The following is a 21641-nucleotide window of genomic DNA, read 5'->3' as shown; positions in this document are numbered from 1 at the left end:
CTATAAATCTATTTATTTTTCTTTGCCTCAATTTTTGCTTGCGCCTCTTCAGCCTTATCTAATGCTTCTGATACTTTCTTCTCTTTTTCTTTCACTTCATCTATACTATCGACAGCTTTAATAATTTTATCGATTCCTTCTTCTTCTACCTTTCTACGCTTTGCCACTCTTTCATTTACTTTCTCTTCCACATCTTTTGCTTTTTGAAGCATATTCTCTGCATTTGATGTTACAGCTTTTTCAAGTTCAGCATCTTTTTTCTTTTGTAACACTTCATTTGCAATGTCTTTCGCTTCTAAATACTTACCATCTTTTAATGCTGTTGCTCCGTGATCCATTTTCTCAGCAACTTCTTTATATGATTTCGCTTCATTTCCTGATTTCTCTTTTTCTGCTTTTTCAAACCACATTGTTGCATCACTATACTTTTCATCTTTCAATGATTGCATACCTGTTTCAATATATGTGTCATAATTGCTACATCCAGCCATTACGACTAATAGAAAAAGCATAACAAAACTTAATTTTTTCATGCTGTTGTCTCCTTTTCTTTGCAAGCTCACTTTACTTTAACATACATGAAAAAGAGTTTCAAAAACTAAAATACTAATTTAGTCATTTTTATAATGATAAGTCAAATTTTTATTATTTTCTTATTTTTAAGCGGACACATCTACTTGTTTTTTCGCCATATGTTGCTTTACTCCAACTAATACAACTAACAATAACCCTCCGCCTATTGTCATCATAACAATGCTAGTTGGCAACATATCTAATAGTAGTCCATATACAATCATACCAAGTGGTGCGATTGCAGTCGCAATTGTTTCAAGTAGGCCAAACACACGCCCTAGGTAGCTCGGATCTGTCGTTTTTTGCATATGTACTTGCATTGGAATGTTTACAATCATAATTGCTATACCAGTTAACATCATAAAAGCAATATAGTAAATAAAACTTGCTACTTTTGGAATGATAACTAACAACGGAAAGACTGTACATAAACTTAAACCTGCAAACAAAAACAGTCCAGTATAAATAGAACGAAACGGATTATTCACTTCTTTACGCACTGATAAAGCAATCGCTCCCATTAGCATCCCGACTGCTAACATTCCCTCTACAGTACCGAGTTGCTTTGAAGATAAATGCAATGTATGGACGATAATGTACGGAAGTGCAACTGTTAGACCACACGCAAAAAAGTTTACCCACAATGCTATTTTCATTAAACCATATATTTCACGTTGTCTTTTTACATATAAAAAACCTTCTTTTATACTCGTCAAGAAATGCTCTGTACTTTCAGCCACTTCTTTTTTATATAAATCAAATACGATAAATAATTGCAAAATAACCGCTAAAAAGAACGTAATGCTATTTAATAGGAAAAACGATTTAATTGAAAAGAAACCATATACAACTCCGCCAATAATCGGTCCTAAAATATTTGATAAAGAAGCCGCCGTTTGATTTAAAGCACTCGCTTTTTGAATACGTCCTTCATCTACTAAACTCGGAATAGACGAAGTTAATGCAACAGAATAAAAACTTGCACAAATTGATAATAATGCTGCTGAAATATAAATAAAAAGAAGTGATGGCCCAAATATAGTAGCAAGAATAAACATACTAAGCATCGTTAAACTACTTAATAAATCAGTACCAATGACAAGCCATTTTCGATTCACACGGTCTGCTACAGCACCAGCAATTGGGCCACAGATCATCCTTGGAAGTGATCCGCAAACGAGCGTAATTGCAAAACCCATCCCTGAACCAGTAGTCTTTAATACATATAACCCCATTGCGAACGTATAAATACCTGCGCCTAATAAAGACGTCATTTTTCCAATCATCATTAAAATGATATTTCTAGTTGCAATCTTCATTCTTGAATCATGTTGTCCTATACTTATATCTCCCATTTTTGACTCTCTCCCCTTAAAAGTTAAATTGTGTTAAACTTATTATATAATCAACTTTCCAATTTTTACAACAAAAAGTTAAATACAATTAAACTTTTTAAATATAAAGGAGCAATAATATGGCAACTCTCGGTGAAAAAATTAAAGCATTACGAAAAGATAAAAAGCTTACGCAAACAGCACTGGCAGGTTCGGAACTGACAAAAAGTATGCTTAGTCAAATTGAAAATGGAAAAGCTACACCTTCTATGAAAACATTACAATATATTGCGGAAAAACTTGAATGTGAAACGAGCTTTTTATTAGAAGAAGATGAAGAAGAAATTGTGGAACTCATTCAAAAAATGGAGCCATTAATAAAATCAAATAAATGCGATGAAGTATACAAGACTTTACTACCTATCGTTCAAAAAGAACTACCCCTTACTTTAAACACAGCACGTTTATATAAACAGTTCATAACTGGAGCGGCCATTATGAACGATTACAATATTGAATATTACGTTGAAACAGCTGTTTCTATATTTGAAAAATATACTTTGTATCGTGAAAGTACTGAAACGAAACTACTGTTTTACTATATGCTCTACAAACGGAAAAAATATAAAGAATGTTTACAGTTGATTAGCAGAATTCGCGATGAATATAAAACGAAGAATTTAGAAATGGATCTCATTACACATATACAATTATACTTAAAAGAAGCAATTATTTTACTCGCATATGGTAATTATGAAAAATGTGAAAAAGTCATTTTAGATGCACTTGCATTTTCAAAAAAACATCAAGTGTATTATAAAACAGATGAATTTTACCGTATTTTATCTTATCAAAAAATCATTACAACCGATAAAGAGCGATATTTATATTACATAAAAAAATCGGAGCAATTTGCCATTTTTACAGAAGATATTCTATCCATTGCGATTATTGATATTTTAAAAGCTTACTACTACAACACAATTACTAATGAATATACAATCGCATTAGAACATCTAGAACAATTCCGAGAAAAACTAAAAGATGAACCAATCTTTCAAGACGATGGATTATATTATCTTGAAAAAGGAAAATCTTTGTATGGCTTAAAACGTTATAAGGAAGCTTTGGCAATATTAAAACACGCTACCATACCAGATTATATGACTCATCCACTTGATCAATCCTGGGTATTAACAGCCGGGTCTTATCGTGCCCTGTGTCATATAAAACTTCAAGATAAACCAGCTGCTCTGAAAGAAGCAAAAGAAGCAGTTCAAACGATAGATGGTTATCCTGATTCCATCTTCACTTCATTTATTAAAGAAACATTACAAATAATACAAAAACTTTAAGAATGTCTCTAAATGGTATATTATTCCTCTTTTTTAGCAAAGATAATAATGATGGGAGGAATATAAATGAATATACAACGTGCAATAGAGCTTTCTGTGTCAGCGGAACAAGCCAATGTCAGTTTTCAAGGCATGCCTGTTATGATTCAACACGTCGATGAAAGCAATGAAACCGCCCGCATATATGAAGTAAAAAACCCAGAACGCGAATTAACTGTTCCAGTTAATAGCTTAGAGGAAATATAAGAAATGCCACTTCTCTTTTGAAGTGGCATTTTTCTTCTTTCAGATTACTTATTATAAATTTCTTCAATCTTTTATTTTACATGAGCTGAAAAAAATAAGAATTTTCTACTTCTTTTCTTTTTGTGACCTGCTAAAATACAAACTATGGATTAATTATTCACACTATACATTAAGGAGGAAAAATAATGGCATCTAATTTAGAAAAAAACAATTCTTATTATGCAGTTATATTCACTTCCAATTTATCTAATAATACAGCAGATTATAGTACAGTTGCCGACAAAATGGAGAAACTTGCAAAGCAACAACCTGGATTTTTAAGTGTAGAAAGTGCACGAGGTAATTCTGGACTCGGAATAACAATTTCTTATTGGGAATCACTTGATGCGATTGAAAATTGGAAAAAGAACGCCTTACATAAAGAAGCGAAAAAAAGAGGTCGTGAGCAATGGTATGAAAACTTCCACCTGCGTATCTGCCTTGTTGAGAAAGAATTTAAGTTTCATAGAGGTACTTTATAACTATGAAGAAAAAAGTAGCTCTCATTGTTGTTCATGAAATATATGGTGTGAACGACCATATGCATCACGTTACCAACCACTTTACTTCATCTCATATAGACGTATTCTGTCCTAATCTTCTACAATCGCAACATGCATTTCATTATCGTGATGAAGAAAAAGCATATGAACATTTTATAAATCATATTGGATTTGATTATGGAAAAAAGCAAATTGAAGAATTCATTTCTCATCTTTCTAGTAGTTATACACATATTGGACTTATCGGCTTTAGTGTTGGAGCTACCATCTCATGGCTATGTAGTAACAATCCGGAAATAGATTTTATTATCGGATGTTACGGTTCTCGTATACGCGACTATGTTCACATAAAGCCTACATGCGCTACACTACTTATATTTCCTGAAAAAGAAGCTAGTTTTTCAGTATCCTCTTTAATTCAAACATTGCAGCAACAAAATAATCCTTTATTAGAAATAAAACAACTACACGGTGAACATGGATTTCTAAATCCGTACACTAAAAAATATAACGGGCACTCTACAAAGCAAGCATACCATTTAATAGATTCATTTCTTGTAAAGTGAAACTTCAATCAGTTGGGGGTGTTCATCCCCCACCTAATCTCTTTTCTTACGTTGAGTTTTAAGATGTGGGTCTTACTCCCATGCGTGATAAAAACAATCTTATAAAGGAGACTCAAAATGACGCTGACATTACTCTTACTTGTTTTCATACTCATTGCCTTTATCTCAGCGCTAACTATCATTTTTAAAACCGTAAAAAAAGGATATTTTTCAACCGCCCCTACTTACAATCTATTATCATTTGCATTTTATTTTTTACAAATTGGATTTTATATGTAACAACTTTTTATTCGTTACTCCCCGAGAAAGTTAGCGAGTTCATATTCCTGCCCATTTGGTTTTTCCTTTGTATTTTAGGATTTATCGCTTTTTGGCACGAATGGAGAAATAATCGTGTATTTTCCATATGTATCGTTCTTCTTTCCTTTATTAGTTTTTTATTTGGGTTATTGTTGTTAGTTCTTTCGGGGATGTAATAGAAGAAGGAAGAAAAGCCAACTTTCAACTTTTCTTCCTTCTATGTTTACCTTTAGTTTTCACTGTCACTGATTCACAAGGTGTATAATATATTTGAGGTGTCGCCTTATCAACAAACATCATAAACGTAACGAAACCGATAATAAAGAAAATAAACAACGTTAACAAAATTGCTCCTATCGTTAAAAGTATCATAACACCACCCCTATATTTTTCATGTTATTACACCTTTCGCTATTATATGAGCGTAATCCTTTTTAGAAAAAGAAACGTAACAAAATAATCACAACCACTCCTGTTAATACTGTACCTAATAAACTACGAGTATATATCGCTACAAGAAATGTTGGAATTGCTGCGATAAGGTAATCCCACTGCATCGTCTCATGCATAAATAATACTTGTGCTAAAAGTGCTGCTAATATTGCAATTGGTATGTAATTTAACCATTTTAAACCCCAGTCTGGAATTTGTAGTTTACTAAATACGAGTAGAGGTAAAATACGTGGCACGAGTGTAACAGCTCCTGCTGCTAATAAAAGTAATAATACATCTAATCTCATTTCCATTTTTCAATCACCACTCCAATCGTCGCAGCTAGTAATGTTGCGATAATAACCGCTATACTATCTGGCATAAATAGGTGTGAAACGTATGCGATAATAATCGCTACAATTGCAACACTTAAATGAATTACTAGTGTTGGTTTACTACTTATGAGCTGAAGAACAAATAATCCGATAAACATCGCTGGTAATGCATAATCCATCCCGTATGTATGCGGATCTGGTATCCACTCACCAAACAGCCCACCAATAATAGTAGCAAGAATCCAATTTAAATACGCTGTTACGTTAAGCCCAATCATCCACCTTTCACCTAAATATCCTTTTTGCGCTGCATGCTGCACTGCAACGCCGAAAGTTTCATCTGTAATTTGAGAACCGATGATTAAGTTTTTAAATAGAGGAATTTTCGTAAAGTACGGTGCAAGCGCTGCGCTCATTAATAAATGGCGTAAATTAACAAAAAATACAGTGAAAATAATTGCGGAAGCAGGTGCACCGGCTGCATACATACCAGCTAATATAAATTGGGCAGAACCTGCATAAATTAAAGTGGACATAAATGCAATTTCAATGATAGAAAAACCGGCTGTTTTTGCAATTACACCAGCTGCTATACCGATGCTCAAATAACCAAATACAGTTGGTAAACAATCTTTTACTCCTTGCTGAAATGTATCATCGCTCTGCAAAGCTACATGTGCCTCAGCTTTACTCATCTCTATCATCCTCCATTCCTTCTAAAGTTCGTTTTCCTGTTACGACATGAACTAAATCTATATTTTCACGCCATAACGTATCTAACTTATCAGCTCCAAATTCCTTTGTGATTTCTTCAACCATAATATCGTGCCTTACATACTCTGTAGCAACGAGAACTAGCGCTGGGTCATACGTTGTAACGGCCCATGAAGTGCTATCATTTGAAAAGTTCGCAATTAATACTTCCTCTCCATCACGAGCAATAACAGTTAAATGACCACCCATTCTCTTTTCAACAACGTGAGGCGTCATATAATTATGGTGAAACGTCGCTCCTATTTTTGTTTCTGGAGCTCCAAATAAGATTGAAAATATATGTACGCCTTCCTCTTCCTTTTGATGAATGTATGGCTCAATTTCATACACTTGATCTTCCCATACAGAAACCCATAACTCTTCCTTAGCTCTACTAATTATATTGCATATTTCTTTCAAAACACGATCATTTGAACGAATATGCGAAATTACATCTATTTGTCGCTCTTGTTCTAAACAATTTAATTTCTCATCTAAAAATTCAAATGACTTTTCAAAGTCTTTTCGCATTCGATTCATTAATTCGGTAGCTGGTACTGGTACATATTTAACTGGTTCGGAAGGTACAATATGCACCGCTCCTTTATCCATTAACTTACCGAGTACCTCGTAAATCATAGAACGAGGTACTCCTGTTTGTTTACTCACTTCATAGCCTGTTACTGGGGAGTGTTTTAACAATCCAATATACGCTTTACATTCATACTGGGAAAATCCTAACTTTTGTAATTCCTTTATAATTTCATCCATCGGTAACCCCTCACAATCTAAATCGCCCTTACTTCAAAACGACGATTTTGCTTCCCTTTACTTTTTACTTTATCAATAACAAGTGTTCCTATTTCACTCGTATTTTTCACATGTGTGCCTCCACAAGCTTGTTCGTCTAAATTTTCAATTGTAACAATGCGGATTTCTTGGATAGTCGTTGGCAGGAGATTTATTGCTGTTTTAATCATTCCTACAGCATTTTCTGCTTCTTCGCGGCTCATATAACGAGTGGAAATTTCTTTATTTTGCTTAATAAGTTTATTCACTTCCTCAACAATTTCTTCTACTTCCACGCTCGATAACTCTTGTAACTCATTAAAATCGATACGTGCTTTATCAGGATAAATTTGATTTCCGGTGCATAGAGCCCCATACTTTTCATAAACAACAGCTCCGATAAGATGCAGTAAAGAGTGATGACGCATTAAATTATGACGTCTTTCCCAATTCATCTCTAATTTAACTGGACCTAATTTTACTTGAGCTTCATCTTTTATATAGTGAACTATTTCTCCCTGCTCCTTCTTTACTTTTTCAACCTCAAATACAGACCCATCTTGTACAATGACACCCGTATCACATTCCTGCCCTCCACCAGTTGGATAAAAAACTGTTTCTTTTACAAATACTTTATTCCCTTCTACTTTTATCACTTCTGTTTCACAACTCGTTTTGTATGCATCTTCTAAATATAATGCCGTTGTCATACTCTCACCTCTTTAGTAGTTATAGTTATACCTACTAATATAAAAAAGAAGTTCTGTAAAGTCAATTGATAATTCTGAAATTTGAAATTAATAAAAGACTCCTTTATTAGGAGTCCACTATCTCAATATTTCATTCGCTTCTTTTTCATAAATTTTATCAAATGACGTCATAACGCGCTGTGATGCTTGAATCATCTTTTGATCCGTCATAAGATCGGCCATCTCTTTCGTCATATCTACATTTGAATTTTCTAGCATATGATTTTTTACTATTCCTGTTCCGTTCGGTAAATTAGCAATGTTTCCTTCTGCTAGTGTAAAGCTTTTATTTTCACGTTGCACGAGACGAGCATTCGTTTCTGCATCTACTGTTTTTGTTTGCAAACGAGCAATATTATTTTGTGTTACTTCATCATATAATGTACCGTCTGCTTGTACAGCAACCTTTGCTCCTTCTGGAATACGAATACGCTCATTATTCTCTCCCATTACGAAAGCACCTGAAGATGTTTGTAAATAACGATCACCATTTAATGTGAAACTACCATCTCTCGTTAAAAACGTTTCATCATTTTTAGAAGTAACGAAAAATGATGTTGTGCCGGCTGCGCCGTCATCTAAAAAGAAATCTGTAGCGCTATTTGTCATTTGTATATTTCCTTGTACTAAATTCACATGTGTTGCAGCTGGTACTACAGCATAATCGACCGAACCGATATTTGTTACCGCCCCATCTCCGCGGCGATATGTGTCTTGTACATCAAATACTTTAGACGTCATATTTTCTGCTTTAAATCCTGTCGTTTGAGCATTTGCAACGTTATTCGAATGAACATTAATTCGCTGCATGTAGTTCATCATACCCATAGAACCTATATAAAGACCGTTCATATTCGTTTGAATAAGGCAAGTGCCTTATTCTTCACCTCTTTTCTACGATGTTTGTAACATTTGTTTCGCTAAATGTTCAGCTGTAGCGATATGTATATTTTTCCTTATGTCTTGGCCGTCTGTCATTAATACAATAGGAGCTGATGATACTGCTGGAATTTTCAACAATTCACCACTACTTGCTGTTTCATCAAATTTTGTAAACACAATACCATCTATATGAATATCTTTAAAGTTTGTAATGATTTCAATCATATCTTTACTTTTCATCGAAGCTGATAACGTTAAACAAATATAATCTGGTTCTACTTGTCCCATCGTTTCAATCATTTCTTCCACTGTTTCTGTCGTACGATAATTTTTTCCGGCTGTATCAATTAAAATATAATCGACGCGCGCTTCTTCTTTAAAATACGTAAGCGCTCTTGTCATTGCAGCTTCATCACGCACAGCAATTACTTCCGATCCAATTGTCTTTACGTTATCTTGCAATTGCTGCACTGTCCCTATGCGCGAATGATCTGTCGTTATAAAACCAACTGTTTTGTTCTTACCGTGAAATTGCCATGCCATTTTCGCAAGCGTCGTCGTTTTACCAACACCAGTTGGACCGATTAATGCAATTGTTTGTACTTCTTTTTCAAAGACGTTTTCCGTATTGAAATGAGATTTCATATCTTCCAATATGTACCTAATAACTTCTTCTTCCGTAATCATCGTTGCATTTTCAAACTTTATTTTTAACTTTTCAGCATATGCATAAATGAAATATTGTTCCACATCGTTTTGTTCTAGCATCCGAATTACCTTTTGAATAATAAACGGTACAGATTCTTGACTTTCTTTCTTTGGAACTACTTCTTCTTTCTTTACCGGAACGACTTGTTTCACAACTTTTTTCTTTTTCGGTACTTCCGTTTCTTTCGTCTGTTTCACCACGACAATTCCTTTTTCAAACAGCTTTAATAGTTTTTCTTTTTTTCTTGCCCATTCTTCACTATTTCCTGTTTGCATTGCCGCGTATGACATAGAAGTCGTTACGTTTTCTAAATTGTGCAGTACTGATTGAATTCCATTCGCCTTCACAATTTGTTCTGAAGGATCATTCACGACATCCATTAACTGTTCATGAAATTGTGCTGTACCTTCATTCACTTCTTCCTGTTTTTCTTCTGGAAAAGCAACTAACATTTCATAATCCTTTTTCCAGAAAAACGGTATATTTCGTTTTACACTTTCATCGACAACGTAATAATAATCTGTACCATATTGGTCAAATAACTTTCGATACAATTCATTTTTCGAAGCTGCTTTTATTCGCATTAACGCTTCTTTCTTTTCTGTACTTTCCATTACTTCACCCCCTACTATTCAATATAGGCAATTTGATCCACAACAATTTCTGGTGCTAATTCACTAATACAAAGTACTTGTGCTTCCACTTGATAACGTTCTAGCAGTCTTACAATCGCAAATCTAAAATCTTTTCTACGTGTTAATAACACTGGTTCTCTTCCCATTAAACGTGCTTGCTTAAAGACGCGTTGCACTTGCTCAACGACACGTGTTTCTAAATCTAAATCCCAGTTTAATAAGTAACCTTGATATGAATTATTCACAACATCCGCATCTAACTCAATTGAATCAGAGAAGAGCGCTGCATATATTTTTCCGTCCGGATTTTTCGCATTTTCACAAATAACTTTTGAAATACATTCACGAACAAATGATGTCACACCGTCAACGTGGTTTTGATACACTTCTTTTCCGTCAATAATACCTTCAATAATTGTTGGTAAATCACGAATAGAAATACCTTCTTTTAGAAGTTGTTTAATAACATTTTGAACGAGTGATAAATCAATTTCTTTCTTCTTAATCTCTTCTAATAGAACGCCATTATCATTTTCAAGCGAGTTAATTAAGTCTTTTACATGTTGACGCTGAATTAATTCATGAAGATTACGTCTAACGATAACATCTAAATGTGTAATTAATATGCTAAGTGGCTCTAACACTTGATAGCCTTTCATTTGTGCATCTTGCACCATATGCTCTAAAATCCAATATCCATCTTCACCGAAAATTGGATCTTTCGCTGGCTCTGCATCTAAATCAGCCATTACGTTCGGTGTTTTCAGTGCTAATAAATAACCTGATTTTAAAACACCTTCAGCCGCCTTCGCACCTTTAATACGAATAATGTAACGACCACGTGGTCTAAAACTCGTATTATCTTTAAAGTTAATTCCAGGAACGTTAATACCAAGGTCAGTAATAATCGACTTCCGCATAAGAACAACTTTATCACGAGCTGTTTCCCCGTTAATTTTCTGCTTTACAAGTGCTGCTAAATCTAAACCTAGTTCTACAATAATCGGATATTTATCCGTAAATACTCCGAATGAATCTTCCACTTGTTGTAATTGCTCATCTTCGCCTTGAATCATTTCTAATTCTTTTTGGAGCTCGTCTTCTTTTTCTTTCTTTATTCGATTTTTATTACGAATGCCTAAGAAGATAATCGTTCCACCAACGAGTGCGAATGGTAGAAACGGTAGCGGAGTAAAAATACCCATTGCGATAAATAAACCACCTAGTGCATATACAACGACTTCATGCGCTAATAACTCTTTAAAGATACCTTCTGTTACTGTATCCGGTGAGCCGTCAAATACACGCGTTACGATAATACCTGTTGAAATTGCAAGCATTAATGAACCGATTTGGTTTACGATTCCGTCACCGACAGTTAACTGTGTATAATGAAGAGCTGCATCTGCAAAGCTCATTCCTTGCTGCATCATTCCGACAATTAAACCGAAAATAATGTTTACGAATAAAATGACAATCCCGAAAATAACGTCCCCTTTAATGAACTTCCCGGCACCATCCATCGCTCCGTAAAACTCTGTTTCCATATTTAATTTTTTACGTTTTGCCTGTGCATCTTTTTCTGAAATAATACGCTGGTTTAAATCAGCATCGATAGACATTTGTTTCCCCGGTAAAGAATCAAGTGTAAAACGAGCTGCTACTTCAGCTGTACGAGATGCACCGTTTGCAACGATAAACTGGAATATGATTAATACTGTAAAAATAACGATACCAATTAATAAGTTTCCGCCAATTACGAACTGGCCGAACTCTTCAATAACATGACCGGCATTTCCGTCTGTCAAAATCGCTCGCGTCGTCGAAACGTTAATCGATACGCGGAAAATCCCGATTAATAACAACATCGTCGGAAATGACTTTAATTCATCCCACTCGTTAATACTTGTCGCTCGCATATAAATAAGTACTGACATACTTAGTAGAAAAACGATAATGATATCAAGTATAAATGGTGGAAGTGGAATTAAGAGCGCCACTACGAATGACGCTGCTAAAAAGATAGAAAAATAGGTTCTTGCAGAATCTATCTTAAACAAAGAGATCTCCTCCAAACGCGCTATTATACTTCAAGTTCATTCGTCTGAATTAAATAGCGCATAACTTCAATTACAGCTACGTATAAATCTTCTGGAATCGTCTCATCTTCCTCGACTTGATAATATAAAGAACGAGCAAGCGGACGGTTTTCCACCATTGGTATTTCTTGTTCACGGGCAAGTGTTCGTATATATAATGCGAGCTCATCTTCCCCTTTTGCAACGACAATTGGTGCTGCATCAACGTGTTTATTGTAACGAAGTACGACCGAAATATGAGTCGGGTTGTTTACAATAAACGTTGCGCCATCCATCTTCTTCGCAATTGTTCCTTGCAAGATTGCATGCATAAAGTTTTTTCGTTTCCCTTTTACTTGCGGGTCCCCTTCATTATCTTTATGCTCCCTTTTTACTTCTTCTTTTTTCATCTTAATATCTTGTTCGTACTCCCATTTTTGATAAATGAAATCAATAATAGAAAGAATGATTAAAATAATTAAAATGGCTAAAAAGATAAATTTAATTTGACTAATAATTTCAGTAAGTGACGCTGTCCAGTTAAATCCAATCATACTAACAATCTTCTCTAAATTCTTTTTAAAGAGAACGTACGAAACGTAACCGATTAATCCCATGTAAAACAGTGATTTCAAAATATCTACTAAACTTTTACGACTAAACAATCTCGTAAAATAGTTTTTCGGATTAATACGTGACGCTTTCGGTTTAATGACTTTAGAAGAAAATAGGAAGCCGACTTGAATCATATAATTGAATAAATGAAAAGCATATACGAGTATTAATATCGGAGCCGATACTTTTAGTAATAAAATCCCCATTAAATAAAAATACTCGGTTGAATCTGTATTTTTTCCAATTTGATCAAACAGCACCGCTACGGAATTCGCAATCTCAAACCCTAGCCAATCTCCGAAAAAGTAAACGACAACTGCTAATACGAGAATGGAAAATAAATTATTTAAATCTTTACTCCGGGCGATATTCCCTTCTTCACGCGATTTTTTACGCTTCTGCGGGGTGGCCTTTTCTGTTTTATTATCCTTTGCCATGCGCGTCCCCCTACTTCGTTAAGAAAAAGTTAAATAGTTTCGTATACTCTTCAAGTAATACATCCGTCATATTTTTAAACACATAACCGAGCATCGGTACACTCATCGCAATAAACAAAATCCCACATGTAATTTTAATTACGTATGCATTCATAAAAACGTTTAATTGCGGAGCGTTTTTTGCGATTAAAATTAAAACAAAGTTAATGATGAATAAACTTCCCATAAGCGGCAGAGCAATTTCAACCGCTGATGTGATCGCAAATAATAACGTTGCGAGTAGACTATCTAAAAAACTAGTCGTCAACAATTTTGAAATCGCCTCTGTATATTGAAACGACTTTAAAATAGTGGCAACGAAATAGTTAATGCCGCCAAGTGAAATAAAAATAATAAGAAAAAATATATCAAAAATTGTTGATAGCAAAGTGGACTGTGACCCTGCATTTACATCAAACAAACTTGCTTGTGATAAACCAATATCAAAGTCTAAAATATGCCCTGCCATTTTCGGAATGTTCCACAGCATTTCTACAATTTTTGAAAGTGATAATCCAATTACAATTTGCGTTGCTGCATAAGCTGCAACGTCCCAAACTGTCTTGATGTGAGAGACATCCACTTGATCGGCCACTGTAATTGAAAGAGCAAGTCCAACTGTAACCTTTGCCATCGCCGGAATTGATCGACCTGAGAAAAACGGTAAAAAATATAAAAATGAAGTAATGCGACAAAACGCAAAAAACGTCGCCGCCCATAATTCCATATTCATTTCAGTTCACCTATCTTAGTACGAACGCAATAGCGATGGGATTTTATCAAATAAATCTAAAATAAGCATCGTTAACTCTTGGAACATCCACGGACCTAAAATGATAATAACGAGCACAATACTCGCCATTTTCGGTAAAAACGTCAGCGTTTGCTCTTGAATTTGCATCATTGCCATAATAACCGCGATAATAATAACGACAATCAGACTTACAACGGCAATCGGCATTAAAATCATAACCCCTTTATAAAAAAAGGTTTGGAAAATATCTATAATTGGTGACGTATTCATTTATATGACTCCTATCACATAGCATCAAGCGCTTCAAGCGACCGTCTTAAACATAATATCGACGATTTTTGTATATCCACCTAAATATACGAAAACGAGTATTTTAAACGGTAAACTTAAAATCATCGGCGGTACCATCATCATCCCGAGGTACATTAAAAGTGTACTAATAATCAAATCTATAAATACAAACGCTAAATAAATGAACATCCCTGTAAGTAACCCTTTTTGAATTTGCGTTAACGTAAAGGATGGTACGAGTGTAAATAAGGAAAGATCTTTCAAATCTTTCGGCAACTCTTCTCCGCGTACTTTCAGCATCATTTTCAAATCATGCTTATACGTATGCTTTGACATATATTCTTTCATAATAGGAGCTGTCGTTTCCGCAGCTTGGCTTACTGTTATTTTCTCTTTCGTCATCGGATCCCACACATCGCTCTTCAGTTGCCCGAGTACAGGCTGCATCGTAAAGAGTGATAAAAATAATGCAAGTCCAACAAGCACTTGGTTTGGTGGTAAATTCATTACCCCAAGTCCTTGACGTGTAATCCCAAGAACGATCATAAAATAAGTAAAATGTGTAAATAATAGAACGATAGAAGAAGATAATGATAAAAGGGTAACGAGCGCAAATAGTTGTACACTTGAATTACTCGTAAACTCTTTTCCATTTTCGAAATTAATAAAACCGTTCGGGGCCGCATACGCTGGATTTACAAAAATAATTGAAAAAACGATAGAAAATACGAAAATAACGGCTAATAATGATAACTGTTTCTTTATTCTCATGATGGATCCTCTACTTTTTTCGTTTCAGTCTTCACCGCGTCTTCTAGTGCTTGTTGAAACTGATTTCCTGTTCCGGTTAATTGCACAGACTGTACACCGTTATTACTAATAACAGTGAACACTTGCTTTCCGTCCACTTCAAATAAAAAGGCACTGGTTTGATGATTTAAATACACGCCGTCTTTTACTTGAATATGGCCATTTTCACCCTGCTTAAAAAACTGCTGTTTGCGCGTCTTTTTCGTCATATAATATGCACCGTAACCGAGCGCACCAAACAGTAAAACGACTTGAAATAAGGTCGTCATATACGACATATGACTCCTCCTCTACTCTTTATCTTGCATTTGACTTTGCGCTTTCATAAGCGCCGCTTGTTTCTTGTCAGCTTCAATTTCAGAAATGATAATACCGAATTTCTCGTCCATTACAATTGCTTCACCGATGCCGACTTTCATATTACTTAAATACACATCTACTTTATGTCCTAAGTTTTTCTCTACTTCAAGAACATCGCCAACTTTTAACTGCTTTACATCACCGAGCGTAATAGATGACTTTCCAAGCTTTACACCAAGTTCAATCGAAATATCTGAAACAGTATCAATATGTGCTTTACCTGCTTCATTTCGCTTTCCTGCAAAATCTTCTAATCCCATTAATGACACAGGAGATACTTCATGCTTCATATGGATCCTCCTACTCTACAAAACTTTTAAATAGGAGCGCCTTACGCGTTCCATCTTTTCCAATAAAACAATTAAATTTATGCTTTCCATCTACATAACCAAGTAATTCATCCGAAACTTTCGTATGAAGCGGAATAATATCGCCTTCTTCAATTTGTTCAATCTCACTCATTGTCATTTTCTGCTCACCAATCGCAACGTGAACAGGTTTGTACACTTGATTTACTTTCACTTCCACTTCAGACGTATACTTCCTACGTTTGTCTGAAGAATGTTCGACAATATTTTCAGACGTTAACTTATCCATAATTTCTTCAACAGATAAGAACGGAATCCCGATACGCACCGTCGTATTCCAAAAATCTGTTTTCATATTTACGTTAAGTAATGAAATGATATCGCTCGCTGTCGTAATCTTTAATGCATTCGGATCTGTTTCCGTCGTTACAAATTTCGGTTCAATCGCAACAACACTTTCAAATGATTGCTCTAAATTTTTACAAAGAAGCAAGAATATATTATCAAGCGTTAAAAACTCAAATGCTGTTAACGGTCTGCGCATCGTAAAGTTACGCTTACTATCTCCGCCAAGCCAACATTCATGAATATAAATAACGAATGCTAAATCAATCTCAATAACAATTTCTCCAAGCTCTGGTAAACCGAGATCAATTACACAATATAAATAATAATCTTTCGGCATTTTCTCCACATACTCACTCGTAAATGGAACTTGCTCAACTGTTGAAGGCTCTAGTTCAATTGGAATACGCATACGCGCTGATAACGTCTGTGACGTCTGTTTTCCAAATGTAGAAGCAATTGCTTGCAAACTACGTAAATGCTCAACACCGAACTTCTCTGGTCTATTAAAATCATACTCTTGAAATTTCTCTTGCTTTCCTGCTTCTTGTGCGAAAGCTGGCATTTCCTCGCCTTCATTTACCGCCTTCAGCAGGGCATCAATTTGCTCTTGGCTTAATTTTTCGCCACTCATGACAATCCCCTTCCCTACCTTTTCAATTCAACGATTTCAACGTACATCTTCCCATTCTTCGTCAAAATCTTTCCGGTTCCAATCTCTTCATTCTCAAGCATAAGACGCACCGTATTTTTCGTTGAATTTTCAAGACGATACAATGTACCTTTCGTAATATGAAGCAGATCTTCAATTTTCTTTTTCGTATTTCCGATTTCAAAATAAATTGTTAACGGAATATCATCTTGTAATTTCAAATCTAGCCAACTCCCATATCATGTTCACGAAAATTTCATGTTCTCTCTATATATGAAACTTCTTATTTTGAAACGTCGATATTTAATATTTTTTTAATATATCCTTGCGTTTCTTTAAATGGCGGTACGCCTCCGTACTTTCTCACATTGCCAGGACCAGCATTATAAGAAGCAAGTGCCAATACTAAGTCGCCGTTATTTTTCTTTAAATAACCGCTTAACTCTTTCACGCCACCTTCAATACTTTCAGCTGGTGAAAAGGGATTCTTCACACCCATCTCCTTCACATTCGCTGGCATAAGCTGCATAAGACCCATCGCACCTGCATGTGACACCGTTTTCGGATTAAAATTAGACTCTACTTCAATCATTTTTTGAATTAACGTTTTCGGAATTCCGTATGTACGACTTACGCGATCAATAATATCCTCATACTTTCCTTCATTGAAAGAACGTATTTTTTGAATATTATACTTCTTCGTTAATTCCCACGTATCAGCAGCCTCATTTTTCGTTTCTGGGAAACGTCGTTCAAACTCTTTTTGCGCAACTTGCACTTCATCTGCTTTCTTCGTTTCAGACTTTTCTTCAGACTTACTCGCTTCCTCTACTTTATTAATAGTTTCTACCGGCTTATTAACAACCGCTTCTATTTTCGTAGATTGTACCGGCTGACTCATATCTTCTACTTTTGCCGGCTGCGTAGTTTCTTTCGTCTCCTTCGCAGGCTCACTCTGCAACTTCTCTTGAAAACGACTACTAACGAATGCTTGTGGACTACTTAGCTTTTGCTGAATTTGTCCTTTTTTATATGCAAGCACTTCTTTTACTATATTTCCAACTAACATAATATCACCTTTTCGGTAAACAAAGATAATCTAATATTAGAGTTTTTTTTTAAAGTTTGCAATAATCCTTTTAATAATTATGTAATAAAAAAATGAATATATTGTTAAACTGTTATTTTTTTATATTTATTAATTCGAATTTTTAGTTGACACCCGCTATGACAGGGATTACAATAAATCTCGAAATTGATTTTTTCGCATATTACCGTTTTTCAATTTGCAGAAAAGTCAATATAAAAAAATGGGGGTTTCTTAACATGAGAATTAATACAAACATTAACAGCATGCGTACTCAAGAGTACATGCGCCAAAACCAAGCTAAAATGAGCAACGCTATGGACCGTTTATCAAGCGGTAAACGTATCAACAACGCTTCTGACGATGCAGCAGGTCTTGCAATCGCAACTCGTATGAAAGCGCGTGAAGGCGGTTTAAACGTAGCTGGACGTAATACACAAGACGGTATCTCTTTAATTCGTACAGCTGACTCAGCTTTAAACTCAGTTTCTAATATCCTATTACGTATGCGTGACCTTGCAAACCAATCTGCAAACGGAACAAACACTGAAGGTAACCAGGCTTCTTTACAAAAAGAATTTGATCAACTAAAACAACAAATCGATTATATTGCAGATAATACACAATTCAATGATCAAAAATTATTAGATAGTGATGGTAAAGAGATTAAGATTCAAACACTTGACACTGGAAGCAAAAGTAATACTCAAATGACAATTACACTTAATAGCGTAAAAGTAGACGATTTAAAACTTTCTGACACAGTAAAAATTGGTGATGATACAAAAGCTGATAGTACAAAGGCTGCTAACCCAGCTGAGGCTTTAAAGGCAATTGATGCAATCGATGCTGCTATTACACAAATTGCTGGTCAACGTGCTACGCTTGGTGCAACATTAAACCGTTTTGAATTTAATTCAAATAACTTAAAGAGTCAAGAAACTAGCATGGCAGACGCTGCTTCTCAAATCGAAGATGCTGATATGGCAAAAGAAATGTCTGAAATGACTAAGTTCAAAATTTTAAACGAAGCTGGTATCAGCATGCTTTCTCAAGCAAACCAAACTCCACAAATGGTAAGTAAATTATTACAATAATCCATTTAGCAACTATGAAAACACACCTCTCTACAAATTGAGAGGTGTGTTTTCATATATCAATCCCCCCTAACAATTAAGAACCAAATATCCCTTCGCAGCTTGAATACTTACAAACTTGGCATAGCTATTTCAATGTGTCTAATACCTCCCCAAAACTATACTTTTCTCTCTTTTAATCATTTCATCAGATAAATTAAATTTATTGGAGGACCTGTACAACTTTAATTATTATAGTTTAAATCCATCCAACAATAGTAGAATTATAAAGGGACACAGGATCCTTGTGTATTTTACATTAAGAACTCGTTCATATCACTTACAATTAGCTAAATACCTTATCATTCAACTCTATAAAATCTATATCCTCTTCCATTCTTAATAGAGACACAACATCATTTACAAACCATAATAACTATTAGAAGTACAACTATTTATCACATCATAAAAAAGGAATAGCCTAACTAATCTGTATCCAGCCTTTTGTAAAGGGCATTTTTTAAAAAAACTAGATAACATCAAGCAGATAATTTCTGTATTCTGATCTTATCCCATGTCCATCAAATTAAGTTCATACAACATCAAATATAGTAAAGGGTGTTTCATTTTTTGAATTGGGCCACTTGATCATCAGACATGGTATAATTGCAAACGAAACCTAATATATCAATGACTGTTTTTTATCATACCGATGAGATTTTCGCTCGTTTTGCTGTAGGAGCTTGAATAGCTGAATAGTAATCTTTGATAGTTCTTAGATATCTTTCTGTATGGCTACATCCTCCCGCCCAGATAAATTGATGAAAATATATCCCGAAGCTGAAATGCAGTTGAATCTAAAATACGGATCTGCTTGGAAACAGGGGTGTATGGAGAAAAAATTCGTATAGATGAAGTTGATTTTTTATTTAGAAGTTTAGTCAATATATGTTGTAAAAACTAAACGGCTACTTTTTCAGCCCTTCTGTGGATGCTTTTAAGCACCGATTTAAAGAATTTGTAGCAACATTTTGACTCATCCATATACAACTTCTTCGGTAACTATAGTTACCATTTATCTCTGAACCTCGCTCGTATTCTACTGATTTAATTTTTTGATTTCATCCCCTTTTTCGTAGCTAATAGCTTTTTTAAGCATGCGTTTTCCACTTCTAATTGTTATATTCTAGCACCTTGATTTATTTCATGTGTTTGTCTAGTTCTTCCTCTTTTTTCTTGTAGGCCCAGAATCCTTTCATTTTTATATTTTTTAATTCACCTATCTATAACTGAATATATAACGCCTAATTCCTCTCCAAATAATTCAATTCCAATTCCTCTATGTGAGTACAATTCAATAGCTTTCATTTTAAAATCCATTGAGAAAGTTCTTTTATTTTCAAAAAAATCCCCTTCATAAATAAACAGTAAAGTACCTTTCTCTCACCCGTCTACTATCAGAGGATAATATCACTTTTAAAACGCTTTTATATAATTTAGAAATAAATATATTTTCTTCCTTTAACTTAAAAATATATTAACTTATTACTATCTATTAAATAGCTTTTACCAGAATATTCACATTCAACATTCTAAAAATCGTTATTAACAAAATATTTTTCTATTTAAAAATTATTTATTAAATAAAAAAAGTGCACTAGTAAATAGTTAGTCAACTATTTACTAGTGCACTTCCCTTTATTCCATCTAATTCATTAACTGCACAAATTATTCAGCAATATAATTTATTACAACACGTTTACTTTCATCTTTATTTAATTTTGTAACACTTACATAGATTTTTCCTGCTGCTTCCCCTAACTGAGGGATTACAACATTTACCGCCGTTTTATTTTCTGCTACCGTTGCTGTTCCAATTACTTCTTCGACTGTCTCTTCATTATATACACTTACCTTATCACCTGCTGTTAAACCAGTCACTCTAACAATATCAGCCGCTCCGTCATTATTTAAAACAACAATATTTCCAGTTACTGGCGCCGCCGTTACTTGTGATTCATATTTCACCGCTGTACGAGCACTTTCTAGCTCATTTTCACTCTGTACACTTACGTACACTGTTCCACCTGTTGTTTTTAATAGATCTGCTTTTTTGATTATCGCTTCTGTTTTTTCCTCCGCAAAAGTTTCTGCTTTCGCTGTTGCAATTGCTTCTCCGTCTCTCGTTTCTTCATATACGCGGACAATGTCACCTTTTTTCAGTTCTGACACTGTAATTGTATCTTCTGCTTCCACTTTATTATTTGACACTGTGATTTTTTCTACTGCTGGTGCCACCGTTGTTGGCTCTGCTTCGTACTTCACTGTGACTCTCTTACTCTCATCTTTATTCGATTTCGTTACTGTTACGTATACTGTGCCGCCTGTTGATACTAGTAAATCTTTTCCTGTGATTGTCGCTTCCTTCGCATCTTTCGCCACGTATGCTTTCTCTAACTCTTTCCCTTCTGTTGATGCATCATATACGCGAACAAGATCACCTTCGGCAATCCCACTTACTGTAATTGTATCCGCATCTCCAGCCTTATTGTTTGTTACTTTTACTGTATCCACCGCTGGTGCCACTGT

Annotated in this window: 24 protein-coding genes and 5 pseudogenes; 6 read left to right on the top strand and 23 right to left on the bottom strand. The window is 34.8% G+C overall.

Going from position 1 to position 21641, the window contains the following annotated elements:
- Positions 1–8 precede the first annotated feature (8 nt).
- Complete coding sequence (locus tag H6481_RS19125) at positions 9–533, bottom strand: DUF4398 domain-containing protein (RefSeq protein ID WP_000736436.1); 525 nt, start codon at positions 531–533, stop codon at positions 9–11.
- Between the two features lie 126 nt (positions 534–659).
- Positions 660–1928 (bottom strand): MFS transporter, encoded by a 1269-nt coding sequence (locus tag H6481_RS19120; protein WP_029441922.1) that lies wholly within the window; start codon positions 1926–1928, stop codon positions 660–662.
- 119 nt (positions 1929–2047) lie between these two features.
- Between H6481_RS19120 and H6481_RS19115 the strand changes: the two genes are divergently transcribed.
- The 5 genes and pseudogenes from H6481_RS19115 (at position 2048) to H6481_RS19095 (ending at position 5092) form a co-directional block, all read left to right on the top strand.
- On the top strand, positions 2048–3262 hold the full coding sequence (locus H6481_RS19115; RefSeq protein ID WP_182812833.1) for a helix-turn-helix transcriptional regulator: 1215 nt from the start codon (positions 2048–2050) through the stop codon (positions 3260–3262).
- A gap of 66 nt (positions 3263–3328) precedes the next feature.
- Positions 3329–3508: an H-type small acid-soluble spore protein gene (locus H6481_RS19110; protein WP_001025733.1), complete on the top strand. Its 180-nt coding sequence runs from the start codon at positions 3329–3331 to the stop codon at positions 3506–3508.
- 185 nt (positions 3509–3693) lie between these two features.
- Positions 3694–4029 carry an antibiotic biosynthesis monooxygenase gene (locus H6481_RS19105; RefSeq protein WP_182812831.1) on the top strand — a complete coding sequence of 112 codons (336 nt, stop codon included), beginning with the start codon at positions 3694–3696 and terminating at the stop codon, positions 4027–4029.
- Positions 4030–4031: 2 nt separating this feature from the next.
- Positions 4032–4616, top strand: a complete 585-nt coding sequence (locus H6481_RS19100) for a dienelactone hydrolase family protein (protein ID WP_023521615.1) — start codon at positions 4032–4034, stop codon at positions 4614–4616.
- A 117-nt stretch (positions 4617–4733) separates the two neighbouring features.
- Positions 4734–5092 (top strand): annotated as a pseudogene (locus H6481_RS19095) (hypothetical protein).
- Positions 5093–5117: 25 nt separating this feature from the next.
- On the opposite strand, the gene H6481_RS19090 reads toward H6481_RS19095, so the two are convergent.
- The 17 genes from H6481_RS19090 to H6481_RS19010 all read right to left on the bottom strand — a co-directional run bounded on the left by H6481_RS19090 (position 5118) and on the right by H6481_RS19010 (position 17958).
- Positions 5118–5288: a DUF3951 domain-containing protein gene (locus H6481_RS19090; RefSeq protein ID WP_000602244.1), complete on the bottom strand. Its 171-nt coding sequence runs from the start codon at positions 5286–5288 to the stop codon at positions 5118–5120.
- Between the two features lie 62 nt (positions 5289–5350).
- The gene (locus H6481_RS19085; protein WP_000425944.1) at positions 5351–5662 is read right to left on the bottom strand and encodes an AzlD domain-containing protein; all 312 of its coding nucleotides are present in this window, start codon (positions 5660–5662) and stop codon (positions 5351–5353) included.
- Complete coding sequence (locus H6481_RS19080; protein ID WP_065483032.1) at positions 5653–6378, bottom strand: AzlC family ABC transporter permease; 726 nt, start codon at positions 6376–6378, stop codon at positions 5653–5655. The genes H6481_RS19085 and H6481_RS19080 overlap by 10 nt, the downstream gene beginning before the upstream one ends.
- The gene (locus H6481_RS19075; RefSeq protein WP_065483029.1) at positions 6371–7207 is read right to left on the bottom strand and encodes a helix-turn-helix domain-containing protein; all 837 of its coding nucleotides are present in this window, start codon (positions 7205–7207) and stop codon (positions 6371–6373) included. Before H6481_RS19075 ends, H6481_RS19080 begins: the two co-directional genes overlap by 8 nt.
- A 17-nt stretch (positions 7208–7224) precedes the next feature.
- Positions 7225–7935 carry an alanyl-tRNA editing protein gene (locus H6481_RS19070; RefSeq protein WP_000205381.1) on the bottom strand — a complete coding sequence of 237 codons (711 nt, stop codon included), beginning with the start codon at positions 7933–7935 and terminating at the stop codon, positions 7225–7227.
- A 117-nt stretch (positions 7936–8052) separates the two neighbouring features.
- Entirely contained in the window at positions 8053–8826 is a 774-nt protein-coding gene (locus H6481_RS19065; protein WP_098853063.1) for a flagellar basal-body rod protein FlgG, read from the bottom strand.
- Between the two features lie 42 nt (positions 8827–8868).
- Positions 8869–10179, bottom strand: a complete 1311-nt coding sequence (gene flhF / locus H6481_RS19060) for a flagellar biosynthesis protein FlhF (RefSeq protein WP_000446182.1) — start codon at positions 10177–10179, stop codon at positions 8869–8871.
- A 14-nt stretch (positions 10180–10193) separates the two neighbouring features.
- Positions 10194–12260 carry a flagellar biosynthesis protein FlhA gene (gene flhA / locus H6481_RS19055; RefSeq protein ID WP_000472535.1) on the bottom strand — a complete coding sequence of 689 codons (2067 nt, stop codon included), beginning with the start codon at positions 12258–12260 and terminating at the stop codon, positions 10194–10196.
- A 23-nt stretch (positions 12261–12283) separates the two neighbouring features.
- Positions 12284–13330: a flagellar type III secretion system protein FlhB gene (locus tag H6481_RS19050; protein ID WP_065483016.1), complete on the bottom strand. Its 1047-nt coding sequence runs from the start codon at positions 13328–13330 to the stop codon at positions 12284–12286.
- Between the two features lie 10 nt (positions 13331–13340).
- On the bottom strand, positions 13341–14102 hold the full coding sequence (locus tag H6481_RS19045; RefSeq protein ID WP_001055717.1) for a flagellar biosynthetic protein FliR: 762 nt from the start codon (positions 14100–14102) through the stop codon (positions 13341–13343).
- A gap of 15 nt (positions 14103–14117) precedes the next feature.
- Complete coding sequence (locus tag H6481_RS19040; RefSeq protein ID WP_001098080.1) at positions 14118–14393, bottom strand: flagellar biosynthetic protein FliQ; 276 nt, start codon at positions 14391–14393, stop codon at positions 14118–14120.
- Positions 14394–14426: 33 nt separating this feature from the next.
- The gene (locus H6481_RS19035; protein ID WP_001220582.1) at positions 14427–15185 is read right to left on the bottom strand and encodes a flagellar type III secretion system pore protein FliP; all 759 of its coding nucleotides are present in this window, start codon (positions 15183–15185) and stop codon (positions 14427–14429) included.
- Positions 15182–15502, bottom strand: a complete 321-nt coding sequence (locus H6481_RS19030) for a hypothetical protein (RefSeq protein WP_000121178.1) — start codon at positions 15500–15502, stop codon at positions 15182–15184. The genes H6481_RS19035 and H6481_RS19030 overlap by 4 nt, the downstream gene beginning before the upstream one ends.
- Before the next feature lie 12 nt (positions 15503–15514).
- Positions 15515–15874: a flagellar motor switch protein FliN gene (gene fliN / locus H6481_RS19025; RefSeq protein WP_000680010.1), complete on the bottom strand. Its 360-nt coding sequence runs from the start codon at positions 15872–15874 to the stop codon at positions 15515–15517.
- 10 nt (positions 15875–15884) lie between these two features.
- A complete protein-coding gene (gene fliM / locus H6481_RS19020) occupies positions 15885–16871 on the bottom strand; it encodes a flagellar motor switch protein FliM (protein ID WP_000012361.1) in 987 nt (328 codons plus the stop codon).
- A 14-nt stretch (positions 16872–16885) separates the two neighbouring features.
- The gene (locus H6481_RS19015) at positions 16886–17110 is read right to left on the bottom strand and encodes a flagellar motor switch protein FliN (protein WP_000775712.1); all 225 of its coding nucleotides are present in this window, start codon (positions 17108–17110) and stop codon (positions 16886–16888) included.
- Between the two features lie 62 nt (positions 17111–17172).
- Positions 17173–17958: a lytic transglycosylase domain-containing protein gene (locus tag H6481_RS19010; protein WP_182812829.1), complete on the bottom strand. Its 786-nt coding sequence runs from the start codon at positions 17956–17958 to the stop codon at positions 17173–17175.
- A 257-nt stretch (positions 17959–18215) separates the two neighbouring features.
- On the opposite strand from H6481_RS19010, the gene H6481_RS19005 reads away from it, so the two are divergent.
- Positions 18216–19073 (top strand): flagellin, encoded by an 858-nt coding sequence (locus H6481_RS19005; RefSeq protein ID WP_097960348.1) that lies wholly within the window; start codon positions 18216–18218, stop codon positions 19071–19073.
- Between the two features lie 602 nt (positions 19074–19675).
- Here H6481_RS19005 and H6481_RS28910 read toward each other — a convergent pair.
- The 4 pseudogenes from H6481_RS28910 to H6481_RS28905 form a co-directional block, all read right to left on the bottom strand.
- Positions 19676–19848, bottom strand: a pseudogene (locus tag H6481_RS28910) (IS4 family transposase); the annotation flags it as partial.
- Positions 19841–20101: pseudogene (locus H6481_RS19000) on the bottom strand (IS4 family transposase); the annotation flags it as partial. The pseudogenes H6481_RS28910 and H6481_RS19000, both read right to left, overlap by 8 nt.
- Positions 20102–20159: 58 nt before the next feature.
- Positions 20160–20432 (bottom strand): annotated as a pseudogene (locus tag H6481_RS29160) (helix-turn-helix domain-containing protein).
- Positions 20433–20780: 348 nt separating this feature from the next.
- Positions 20781–21641: pseudogene (locus H6481_RS28905) on the bottom strand (hypothetical protein); the annotation flags it as partial.

Source organism: Bacillus sp. ME78 (assembly GCF_903970865.1).
Lineage (GTDB): Bacteria > Bacillota > Bacilli > Bacillales > Bacillaceae_G > Bacillus_A > Bacillus_A cereus.
Note: the sequence above shows the minus strand (reverse complement) of the source record. Positions and strands in the feature narration are given on the sequence as shown.